The 10866-nt window shown below is 67.8% G+C and carries 9 protein-coding genes and 1 pseudogene; 4 read left to right on the top strand and 6 right to left on the bottom strand.

Annotated elements, in window-relative coordinates; all coding sequences use genetic code 11:
* The first annotated feature begins 207 nt into the window (after window positions 1-207).
* From JK363_RS40540 to JK363_RS40530, 3 genes are all read left to right on the top strand, one after another.
* Window positions 208-579, top strand: coding sequence for a hypothetical protein (locus JK363_RS40540; protein ID WP_201883348.1), 372 nt, complete (start codon window positions 208-210; stop codon window positions 577-579).
* A 157-nt stretch (window positions 580-736) separates the two neighbouring features.
* Window positions 737-1234: a hypothetical protein gene (locus JK363_RS40535; protein WP_201883347.1), complete on the top strand. Its 498-nt coding sequence runs from the start codon at window positions 737-739 to the stop codon at window positions 1232-1234.
* 537 nt (window positions 1235-1771) lie between these two features.
* On the top strand, window positions 1772-2395 hold the full coding sequence (locus JK363_RS40530) for an HNH endonuclease family protein (protein WP_201883350.1): 624 nt from the start codon (window positions 1772-1774) through the stop codon (window positions 2393-2395).
* 128 nt (window positions 2396-2523) lie between these two features.
* Here the strand turns inward: JK363_RS40530 and JK363_RS40525 are convergent.
* Together JK363_RS40525 and JK363_RS40520 are read right to left on the bottom strand one after the other, a co-directional pair.
* Window positions 2524-2631 (bottom strand): annotated as a pseudogene (locus JK363_RS40525) (IS5/IS1182 family transposase); the annotation flags it as partial.
* Between the two features lie 288 nt (window positions 2632-2919).
* A complete protein-coding gene (locus tag JK363_RS40520) occupies window positions 2920-5550 on the bottom strand; it encodes a P-loop NTPase fold protein (protein WP_236076547.1) in 2631 nt (876 codons plus the stop codon).
* A gap of 1051 nt (window positions 5551-6601) precedes the next feature.
* Between JK363_RS40520 and JK363_RS40515 the strand changes: the two genes are divergently transcribed.
* A complete protein-coding gene (locus JK363_RS40515; RefSeq protein WP_201883345.1) occupies window positions 6602-6742 on the top strand; it encodes a hypothetical protein in 141 nt (46 codons plus the stop codon).
* Window positions 6743-7210: 468 nt separating this feature from the next.
* Here JK363_RS40515 and JK363_RS40510 read toward each other — a convergent pair whose 3' ends face one another.
* The 4 genes from JK363_RS40510 to JK363_RS40495 form a co-directional block, all read right to left on the bottom strand.
* Window positions 7211-8071 (bottom strand): helix-turn-helix domain-containing protein, encoded by an 861-nt coding sequence (locus JK363_RS40510; protein WP_201883344.1) that lies wholly within the window; start codon window positions 8069-8071, stop codon window positions 7211-7213.
* Window positions 8072-8197: 126 nt separating this feature from the next.
* Entirely contained in the window at window positions 8198-9202 is a 1005-nt protein-coding gene (locus JK363_RS40505; RefSeq protein ID WP_307822092.1) for a hypothetical protein, read from the bottom strand.
* The gene (locus JK363_RS40500; protein WP_201883343.1) at window positions 9199-10152 is read right to left on the bottom strand and encodes a C40 family peptidase; all 954 of its coding nucleotides are present in this window, start codon (window positions 10150-10152) and stop codon (window positions 9199-9201) included. The genes JK363_RS40505 and JK363_RS40500 overlap by 4 nt, the downstream gene beginning before the upstream one ends.
* On the bottom strand, window positions 10152-10866 hold a 715-nt coding region (locus tag JK363_RS40495; protein WP_201883342.1), incomplete at its 5' end, for a replication-relaxation family protein. The genes JK363_RS40500 and JK363_RS40495, both read right to left, overlap by 1 nt.

Here is a 10866-nt window from a genome sequence, read left to right as displayed (position 1 = left end):
TTTTTGGCCACCGGCCCCGCACCCCTGGATGGCGGACCCATCCCCACCACCTACCCCACCACCTTCGCCGACGACGAAGCCCACACCCCCACCTGCTCCTACGGCCCTACCCCATAACCCCCACCCACACCACCGGAAGGCAAACCACCCGCCATGAACAGCCCCACCAGCCGCCTTCGCAGCACCGCGAAAACCTCCACGCCCCCCATGAGCCCACCGTCCCCAAGCCCGGCCGGGCCCGGTGAAGCCACATTGCTCACCACCCTCGGCGACGACGGCTACATCGCACTGCGCCGCCACCGCCAGGCCACCCACACCGCCCTCGGAACACTCGCCCAACTGCTCTGCGACACCGCCCGCGAAACCGACCGCCTCCACGCCACACTCCGCCGCCACGCCACCAACGCCCGCGACCACCTCAACGACGCACTGACCGACCAAGGTCCACCCCACGCCGACGCCACCGCCATCCACTACTCCAGTCGCGCCACCGAACTCCACGCAGCCCGCTACGCCCAGCAGATGCACCAGCTCGACCAGGTCCTCGACGCCTACCAGACCGCCCTCCTGACCGTCTGAACACCCTCAACGACCACACCTCGGCGTCTCCAAGCCGACAGCACAGCAGAGCCCCGCACGCCTGCCCGTGACCCGCCACCCCTCATGGCCCTCATCCGGCGCGCCATGCAAAGCGCCTGGCAATTCCCCAAACCATTCCCCGAAAGGTAGAACCCTCATGTCGACTCCCGGCCTGCAGGACCACCGCCTCCTCGTCCACCAGATCCTCGCCCGCAGCCACCGCCTGCTCCAGCGCGTCAGCACCAACACCCCCGCCCCCTTCGCCGACATCCTGCACACCGCAACAGAGAAAATCTGCAACCAGCACGCCAGCCACCTCTCACCCCACCACGCGGCGTGGCTCGAAGCCGAAGCCGCCTCACACATCGTCACAGCCGCCGGATGGCACACCACCGGCCTGACCGACCCCGCCCTCCCGCACCTCCTCACCCGCCTCGACCAACGCCCCCACCCCGCCCGGCTGCGCCTGCTGGAGACCGCCGCCCACCGCACCAACCCCGACCGCCCCACCACCCCCGTCACGGCTTCCATGCCCCGCCAGCGCACGACAGACAGCGCACCGCGCCCCAGACGGGTAGGACCGTGCCCCTGCGCATGTAACAACGGCGGTTCCTGCGGCGGCTGCGGGCACGCCGGGTGCGGCGCACGCCGGTAACACCGGGTACGAGAGGGCTGTCCAGCGACCCGGACACGGGTCGCTGGACAGAGACCGCACCCGTAAGGTGGTTGCGGCCGTTCCCGTCTTATGTGCCTGCATGGTTTCGACAGCCATCAACTGCCCCGGCGCAGCGCGCGAGCCCTGCACCGGGGCCGCTTCTCTCCCTGGCTGGAGTCCTCGCCGGATGCTTCCCGGTACGGGCCTTGTCAGCGGCAACTCCTACATTCTGCTGATGCGACAGGCTCCCAGAGGCTCAGCGGCAGGAACTCGCATGCTGGAGGCTGCTGGACGGGGATGGTCGTACGGGTTCCAGTTCGCCGCTCCCATCGCAAGCACCGTGGCAAGCGGCGTCCGGCAGCGGCTAGCTCGTTATCTCTGGATGCTTGAGTGGGTATGGAGCCGTTCTCGAACGTACGGCCTTACGGATGAATCGACGTCGCCTTTGGTGTAGGCGTGGTGCTGGCGCGTCACGGTCATGCCATGACGTGTCGTCGGTCCTTTGCTGCGGCTGCTGTGCTGGTGACCACTGGCCTTATGGGCTCTGCTTCTCCCGGTTGGGCCGCCGCGGGTATGCCAACCGCCGCGGCGGCTCCGGTATCGGTGCTGGATCTGCCGGAGCCTCCGTCTTTTGCGGAAGCTCGGATGCAGTTGGCCTCGCTGACGGCCGCGCCCGAGAGCGATGTGCCGGGGTACAGCAGGGCGAAGTTCCCGCATTGGATCACCCAGTCCGGCACCTGTGACACCCGCGAGGTCGTCCTCCAGCGGGATGGCAAGGGCGTCACTCAGGATGACCAGTGCCGGTCCGTCGCCGGCAGCTGGGTGTCGGCGTACGACGGCGCGGTGCTCGACGGGGCATCCAAGGTCGATATCGACCACGTCGTTCCGCTCAAAGAGGCATGGCGTTCCGGCGCATCGCAGTGGGCCACCGGGCGGCGCCGTGCGTTCGCCAACGACCTCCAGCGCTCCCAGCTCATCGCCGTCTCCGCCCGGTCCAACCGGGCCAAGGGCGACAAGGACCCGGCCAGGTGGCAGCCCGACTTGGACAGTTACCACTGCACGTACGCCCGCGCGTGGATCTCGGTGAAAGCTGACTATGCCCTCACCACGAATCAGGAAGAGCACGACGCCTTGACCAGCATGCTCGACACCTGCGCCTGACGGCGTCAGCCCCGGGAAAGGCCCCGTCGGCGGCGGCTGGTGAGCCGTACTCGGGGAGCCGCAGGGCCGGGGCGGGAGCGTCCTGCCGACCGGCACACGGTTGGAGTGCAGAAAACCGCGTAGACGCGGGTGGGCCTGTGGTCGAGCCGGGCTTTCCGCCAGGCCGTCAACGTCCGCTCGATCAAGGCCCATCGGGCGTCGGACAGGTCGCTGGGGTACGGCTTCAGCTGGCTCACGCCGTAGCGTTGGTATGGACTCGGCGGACGGTGCCGTTCCGCTGCTTGTTGGGCGTTTTCTGCCTTACCTTCAAACTAGACGGACTTCACGCATGAGAAGCGGAGCAAGCGGGTGGCCAGGTCGGTGGCTCGGTGGATACGAAGGGGCGTGTATAGGGCAAAACGCCATAAAGCTGGCAGCCGCGAAGCTCACTTAACCGCAGACTATCTTTGACGCCCTCTCATGGCACCACAAACGTCTCACTGGACTTGAAATCTTCCGGGGTGAGTGGCGCGGGTTGCGTCCACCTAGCTGTTCCGCAGGCCGAATGGGTCAGGTCGTGACCTATGCAGGGGGCAGGACATCCTGCGCAGGATGGGGCTGAGGACGTCGATGCTGGGGCTGTTGTTGAGCGCCCATGCCTTGCGTATGTGGGTGATGAGGGTGCGCGCGCTGTAGGGGGAGATGCTCAGTTCGAGGCGAGCCTCCGCGAGTATTTCGTGAGATCCGTAGGTACTCTGGGCGAGGGCTTGTTCGCTGCGCCGGTCGAGTCCCGGGGCGGTGAAGATTTCCAGCAGGGTGAGGGCGAAGTAGCTGTAGGCGGCGGCTTCGTCGATGAGCTGGCGGGCGTTGTCGGTGATGTCGCCGTGGCTCGGCTGGGTACCGGGAGGTTGGTGCGCGAAGTGCTCGAGGGCGTGCAGCAGCGACCCGTCGGAGCAGACGCACTGTGAGATCTTGAGGTGTCCGCAGAGTGTGTGGAAGTCGCTGAGGATGCCGCTGGTGTTTTGTGTCCATTGCTGTTTGCTGAGCAGGATGCGAAATCCGGCGAGTGTCTCGGAGAGTTCTTCGAGGATGAGCTCGCGTGCGAGGTGAGCGAGCTCGTGGGTCCGGGTTTTGGCCTGTATCTCTTCGATCTGCAGGCCGTAGCGCAACAGGTCACGCAGGAGTCCGCCGGAAAGGCTGTGAGCCAGGAGGGCGGTGTGGGGTGTGTGGTCCTCGGATCGCTTGTCCAGGATGGTCTTGGCTTCTTTGAGGGTGCATGCCTCGACGTGGATGATGTCGTCGAGTGAGCTGTCGGTGACGTCCCGGTGGGGCAGGCCGCGGCGGACGAATGCGGCGCCGACGTCCTCGGCGACAGAGATCAGGTAGTAGACGTGCCGGACGCCCAGGATGGCCTTGATCTCCGCGAGGAAGGCGAGGGCCTGTGCGTCAGAGCCGAGGCGGTCGACCTCGTCGATGGCGATGAGGACGCGTTGCTTCCTGTCGGCGAGGACTTTGGCGATGTCGGTCAGGAGGTCGCGGAACTCTTGGACCAGCGCGGGGAAGTTGGGTGGCATCGTGGAGATGGATGTGGCGTGTGAGCCGCCCAGCGTCATGATCTGGGCGGTGCCGTTGGACAGGGTGTTGGTCGTCGTCTGGATGGTCTGCAGCCGGTAGAGGTGGTTCTCGCAGCGGGTGACGAGGTGGGGTTTCGCGGGCCTGGGTCGCCATCCGGCGGCGCGGGCGAGCAGGGTGCCGGTCACCAGACCGGCGAGTCTCAGAGGGTTTTGCGGGTCCGCGAGAAGGGTGTAGGTCGAAGGGGTGCGGATCAGGAAATACAGGAGGTACGTGCCCAGGCCGGCGGCGAGCAGTCTGCAGACGTCGCTGGCGTACAGCGTCCACCGACCGATTTCGAGGTGTGCCTGGCGCAGTTTCAGAGCCTGACAGGTGGCCCAGGAGTAGAACCATCCGAAGGCTAGCAGCGCTGCTACACCGAAGGTGTTGGCGTGCACGTGGGGTGCGAGCTGGCGGAGCTGCGGGTCGAAGTAGGCGCTGGCCAAGCTGCCAAGAGCGAGGGCGATGCCCAGTTTGGCTCCGAGTAGGGTCCACAGCCTTCCCAGGGTCCGGGGGATCCACGGGTCGTGGCGGGAGAGCCACCAGGCGATGGCGCAGACGATGATCGTGACGCTGGTGACGACGGCGTGCCCGTTCCACACGTCGCGGATCCAGTGCTGGACGATGCGTGCCACGGTGTGGGCGGAGTCGGAGGCTGAGGCTTCGTATCGGGCGTACAGCGAGCGGGCGGCTGAAGAGGCCCCGAGGATGAGCAGGGCAGCTGCGGGCAAGGCAAAGGATGACCAGCGGGCCAGAGCTCTGATGCGACGACGCGAGTTCTTCAAGATCCGGTGGAAGGGGGACAGGCGCGCCAATTCCGGTGCTGTATAGCCCTCGTGCTGTATGTACTTTTGGCACAGGCACACCGAGAGCGAGACGAGGAAGTCGTGCGGGGCGTAGGTGGCCGGCGCCTGGATGAGAAAACCGAAGCCGGCTTGCTTGGTGGCACCCTCCAGCAGGGTGGTCTTGCCGACGCCGCGGGGGCCGCAGACCGCGATGGTGCCTTCGTCCAGGTGGCTGAGCTTACGCTGCAGCTGCTCCATGGCCTCGGTGGGAACGGCGAAGCCCGGTGCTCGGGGTGCACGCAGGCCTTTCGACGTGCCTTGCGGGACGAAGAGGGAGTCGGGGTCTTCACCCATGAGGTGGCGGATCATGCCGTCCATCACAGGAACGATGCCGTCGTCGTGCAGGGTCGTGCCCCAGGCAACGGCGCGGTAGCCGAGCTCGACGCGGGCCGCTGCGCACGAGATGCCCAGGGCCGCGGCGAGCAGGCAGTAGCGGAGGTTGAACCAGACGGCGGTGCCGCTCCAAAACAGGATGAAGATCAGCAGTGCGGTGCTGAAGAGGGTTACCAGCAGAGCCATGAGGCCGAACGTGATGAGGACAGTCAGGATGGCTGCGGACAGGAGCAGTAAGACGACTTTCCAGTTCCACCCGGACTCGTCTGCGGCCGCCTGTTGTTTGGCCCGTGCCCGCTCCAGGTCGACAACGGCTTTGTCGTAGGAGGCCCGTTCCGGGCCATCAGCCTGGGTGTAGGACGCGTTCCGGTACATGGAGCGGTGCATCTCGTGAAGTACATCGTGCGAGGAGGTCCCCGGCCTTTTCCCCAGCTTTCGTGCGCGTGGAGACTCACGCAGCGCTGCCCGAACGCACTGTTCATAGACCTCGTCTCGATTCGGCCGCACGAAGAGCTGAACGAGCCGCACCATCGAACGCAGCCAGGGCTTGTTCAGTAATGACCACGGCATCTGTCCTGGCCTCCCCCGAGTTTTCAGTCCGCAGATGCTAGCGCCACGCGCGACCGGACAGCAGGCGCCCATCGGGCCGTGGCTGAAACACATCACCGTGCCGCGAGAGGTCATCCAAGACCACTTCAAGTCCCGTGCGTGCAGGGGAGGATGCAGCCATGACCTTCTCCTGGAAGATTCCCCCGTGGAAGCGCAACGAGGACTGCACGTACTTGGCTGTGACCTTGATAGATCAGGGTGGCGGGCACTCCGGTTCCATCACGGGAAGGCGTGCGGGGCGACGACGCGATCGAGGCGCTTGCCGATCTCCTGATGACTCCCGGTTCCCCGCTCGGCCCCGGGCCGACGCATCCGGCACTCATAGGCGTGGTCGTACGGCGCGGCATCGACACAACGTGGCTGACGCAACCACCCATCCAGGTTGTCCGAGACGAGCGAGGCCGGTGGCAGGTCGCTGTCGGAAACGCCACGGACGAAGACGTCACAGTGTTTTCTTCTACTGAGATAAGTGGCCTCCTCAGCAGACTGCGTTCTCAGTACGGCCGCACCGGCTGAACCCGCACCGGCTGAACCCGCACCGGAACCATCTTTGAGTCCGCCGTGAACAGACCGTCATCTGCATCAGGGGAGCGGAAGTGAACAACATCGAGGTACCGCTGCGCACGTACGAGCACCTGCTCACGGGGTTCGTCTGCACGAGGCAATCGATCTCGCCAGGAACTACGCCGACAGCGGTTTAGCCCACCCCGGGGATCCCTTCGGGAACGTCTTCGCATGGCTGTGGGAGACGAACCCCAGCAACGCGGTATCGCTCTTCGCGGATCTCCTGGCCGAAGCCCGCCGACAGGCCCCCGAGCCCGGCAAGGAAGTGACCCTGAAGTCTCTGGTCAGTGACCTTCGGTTCGCTCTCCACAACACCCCGCTGTCCCACTCCAGCACGTACCAGGAGGTCGAGAAGACCCTCAAAGCCGAGGTCCCCGACTACTTCGGCGGACGCACCAATATCTAGAGGGGAGAAACCGCAGGGAACAGGCATCTGCTGCGTACGTGCGCTCCCTTCCGAAACTGTTGCGCCCGGGACGTTGAGGTTGAGGTACTTGAGTGGGGAGAACCGCTTGGGGATCAGGGCAGCTGCGGGGGCTTCTGGTCACTCACGGTGGTTCAAGGCGCGCGTCGACGTGCGGGATGGTCGACGATCCGGCTTGGCTGCCTCGGCGCGGGCCAGACTCCCGCACTGTTCGAATGGCAGCCGACCCCGGACACTGCTCAAACCGGTGAACAACTGCTGCTGGTACTCGTGACCAGAGCCAGTGTGTCCAACCGAGCCATCGGCGTGCCACCGGGGAGCCAGTGGCGAGCCACCGTGGCTCCAACTGGAGCCACTGGGGTCGGGGGATGACATGTGGGCCCAGAGCAAGGGCCGGGTGTCGCCCTGCTGGTTTCGGGGCGGCACCCGGCCCTTGGGCCGTCAGCTGGTCTATACGTCGCCGTTGGCGGGGGTGGTGGCGAGGCGGTAGGTGCGCGGGCGTTTGGTGACCTGTTCGGCGATGCCTTGGCTGGTCAGGGTGGTCAGGGCGTTGGCGATCGCGCCGGAGCTCTTCTCGATGGTCCGGCTGATCCGGGTGGCTGTGAACGCCTCATTGGGATGCGCTGTCAGGTGGGCGATGACCATTTGACGCAGGGCGCCGGGAGCGAGGCGCACCTTGTCTCCGCCGGACAGGGCGGCCGGCCGGACTGCTTCCGGTGCTCCGGGCGGCATTGTTCCCGTTACCGGGGGCGTGGGAGCGGGCGCCGGAGTCGGCGAGCCGTCGGCGTCGGACCCTGTCGGCCGTTCCGCCTCCCCCGGGACGTCGGACCGATTCTGGTGCCCCGTGTGCTCGGTGTCAGCGTCAGTGTCAGGTTCGTCGGCGGGGGTCTCGCCGTGGGGCGACCTGTCGTCCCCGCACGTGGACGGCTGTGCTGCGTGGGCAACGTCATCGTTGGCGTGCGGTGTTGCAGGCTCGGGGTCCGCGATGGTCTCGGCCGACGGCTCCTGCGGGGTGTCCGTTGAGGTGCTGACGTCGTTGTCCGGAGAGGGAGCCGCGTACCAGTAGTTGACGGGGCGCCCGCGGCCTTCGGGGGCGCTGGTCTCGCAGCGGGCGAGGTCCATCTGTTCCAGGACACGCAGTGCTTTGGTCGTGGTGGAGCGGCCGGCTCCGGCAACTTGGGCGAGGCCGGCGCTCGTGGCACCGGGCTGGCTGCTCAGCGCGGCCCATACGGCGGCTTCAGCGTCGGTGAGCTGTTGGGGGTCGGGGCGGTCTGTGGACGGTGGGTGAGGGGTGTTGGGGGTGGTTGACATGATGGGGCCTCCCACGACGGGTGGTTGGTGGTTGGAGAGAGAGCCCCGGCCGGGGTGCTCGCGGCGCGTGGCCTACACGGTAGATCCGCGGGCGACCACCATGGACGCTCTGCGGTGGCCGACAAGTCAAGCCGCCCCCCTCACCCCCGCGGGTGCATCCGGGGTCGGCTGGTGAGGTGTGGCCCCGGGTGCGGTGTGGGGTGCGGGTGTTCCCGGGGCGTGGTGGGTGTCGAGGTGCGTGCGCAGTTCACGGGCGCGTTGTTGGCCCAGGTGCAGGTGGCGGCGGAGCTGCCGGATGCTGACCGGCTGTCCGGTGCTCTGCCGTGCAGCGGTATCCAGGGCGAGGGCTTGCGCGTACAGCTCGGCCGCTGCGCGGTTATCCGCGCCGGGCTGGGGTGCGGGGGCGTTGGGGGCAGGGTGCGGCCCGTCGGGGTGCGCGGGCGTTTCCTGTGGGCCATCGCCCGTCGGGTGCGGGTGCGGGTGCGGGTGCGGGCGCGAGTGCGGGTTCGGGGCAGGGTTGTTGAGCGGGTGGGGGTGCGGGGCGGGCTTCGGGTGGTGTGTGGGGTGCGAGGGCCTGGCGGGTGGTGGGATGGCGGGTGCGGGTGCTCCCGGAGTGTTCCCGTGCTGCTCCCGGAGCGGTGCGGTGGTGGGGTGCGGGTGGACCTGCTGGGGCGCGGTGGTGGGGTGCGGGTGCAGGTGGGTGGTGCAGCGGCGGTAGGCGGCGACGGTTTCGGTCAGGCCGATGAGGAGGAGTGGGGGTACGGAGTGCAGGAGCACTCCGGCGGGGTCTGCGTGGCGGGGCCAGCCGATGTGGTCGTCGGGCCAGAGCGAGGTCCAGGTGTTCATGAGGGTTGCGGCGAGACCTGCGGACCAGCGCAGGGCGGTTGACCAGCGTGGTGGCGGGATGCCCCAGGCGGCGAGGCGGGCGTCGGCGTAGAGAACCGTGGTGAGGGTGAGGGCGACCATCGGATCGAGGAGGAGGGCGATGGGCCAGGGGATGTGGTGGTCGGTGGCGAAACCGGTGACGTTGACGGCGGTGAAGACGAGCGCGAGGACGGCGACGCCGGCCAGGATGCGGACCAGGGCGCGCAGCAGGGCATCGACTTCGGCCTGGGTGGGCTGGGTGCTCACCGGGCACCGCGCAGGTTCGGGCGGGTCGCGCCCTGATAGGTGGCACCGGTCAGCTGCACTCGGGCCTCACGGACGGCGGCCCCTGGGCGGGGCGCGTCGATCATGTGGTGTCTGCCTGCATAGATCCCGACGTGGGTGATGGCGTGGGGCCCGGTGCCGAAGAACAGCAGGTCTCCGGGCAGGAGTTGTTCTCGGGTGGCCAGGCGGGGTCCGGCGTTGTACTGGTCTTGTGCTACTCGGGGGATGGTGATCCCGGCGCTGGCGTAGGCGGCTTTGGTCAGGCCGGAGCAGTCGAAGCCGCCCTCGGCGGGGCCGTCACCGCCCCACACGTATCGGGTGCCGAGTTGACGGCGGGCGAAGACGACCGCAGCTGATGCTGATGCGGAGACTGACCCGGGTCCGGGGTTGGTTGCGGGGGAGGTGGCGGCGTAGCGTCGTGCGATGCGCAGGATGTCGGCGACGTAGGTGTGGGAGTGGTTGTAGGCGTAGATCGCGCGCTTGAGGTTCTGGCTGTGCTTGGCGCCGTTCGCGCACAGCAGGCGTGCTGCGGCGAATACGGCGTCGACCGGGTCCCATGGGGTAGGCGGTCGTTTCCCGCTCGGGGGTACGGGGTGTGCGTAGGTTTTGAAGGTGGCCGGCAGGAATTGCATGGGCCCGACCGCGCCTGCCGGGGATTTCATGGTGGGGTGGCGGCTGTGGTTGGTCTCGGCCTTGCCGATGGCGGCGAGGATCGTCCAGGACAGGCCCGGGCATTCAGGGGCGGCCCTTTGGTAGAGGTTCAGCATGGCTGGGGGGATGTCGGCGAGCGAGTTCTTGCCGGGGGTGGCCGTGGTGCCGCCGGATCCGGGGTTGAGGGAACTGAGCAGTGCGGCGACCAGACACACGGCGAGCAGAGGCAGAGCGAGCATCGCACAGCCGACGCCGGCGGTGGCCTTGGCGAGCAGGCTCATCAGGGTTGCGTGGTGGGTGGCAGTGGGGGGACGGGGAGGGCCAGGGCGGTGTCGGCGTCGGTGGGCTCGAGACCTGCGGCCGGGGTCAGGTCGGTCCAGTGGGCGGCGAGGGCGATCAGTGTGGTGCGGCGGGCTGCGGGTTCGAGCGGGGTCCACCAGGGGCCCCAGGGGGTGTCGGTGGTGAAGTCCATGGAGGAGGTGGCGACGCGCAGGCCCAGGTCGCGGGCGGGTTGGGTGAGGCGGTGGCGGATGGCGCGGTCGCGGGAGGCGGTGCGGGTGTGGATGAGCAGGGCGGGGCGGGTGCCGGTGGAGGTGGTGAAGGCGGCGTATCCGGGGAGTTTGGCCTCCACCCGGGACAGGGACTGGGTGCCGGTGTCGTACTCGAGGAAGAACGGCAACAGGCAGGGGTCCTCGGCTGCGCTGGAGGGGTCTTGCCAGTGGGCGTAGGCGTCGGGGCGGATCATGTCCTCCCAGCGGCGGGCGCAGGAGCGTTCCGACAGCCACAGGGGCAGACCGCTGGGGGCGGTGTGGCGGGCGTGGGCGGCCAGGAGGGTGAGGAGTTCGTTGACGCCGACGTCGTGGCTCAGCCAGGGGGAGTAGGCGATGCGGCCGGTGGCGGTGGGGCGCCAGCCCAGGGTGGTGAGTTCGCATCCGGTGTGGGCGGCGAGCAGTGTGGCGCCGAGGGGGCCGAGGGTGTAGTGCTCGGGGGCGGAA

It is taken from the genome of Streptomyces coffeae, assembly GCF_016741875.1.
In the GTDB taxonomy this organism is placed as follows: Bacteria; Actinomycetota; Actinomycetes; order Streptomycetales; family Streptomycetaceae; genus Streptomyces; species Streptomyces coffeae.
This window is presented reverse-complemented; position numbering and strand designations above follow the sequence as displayed.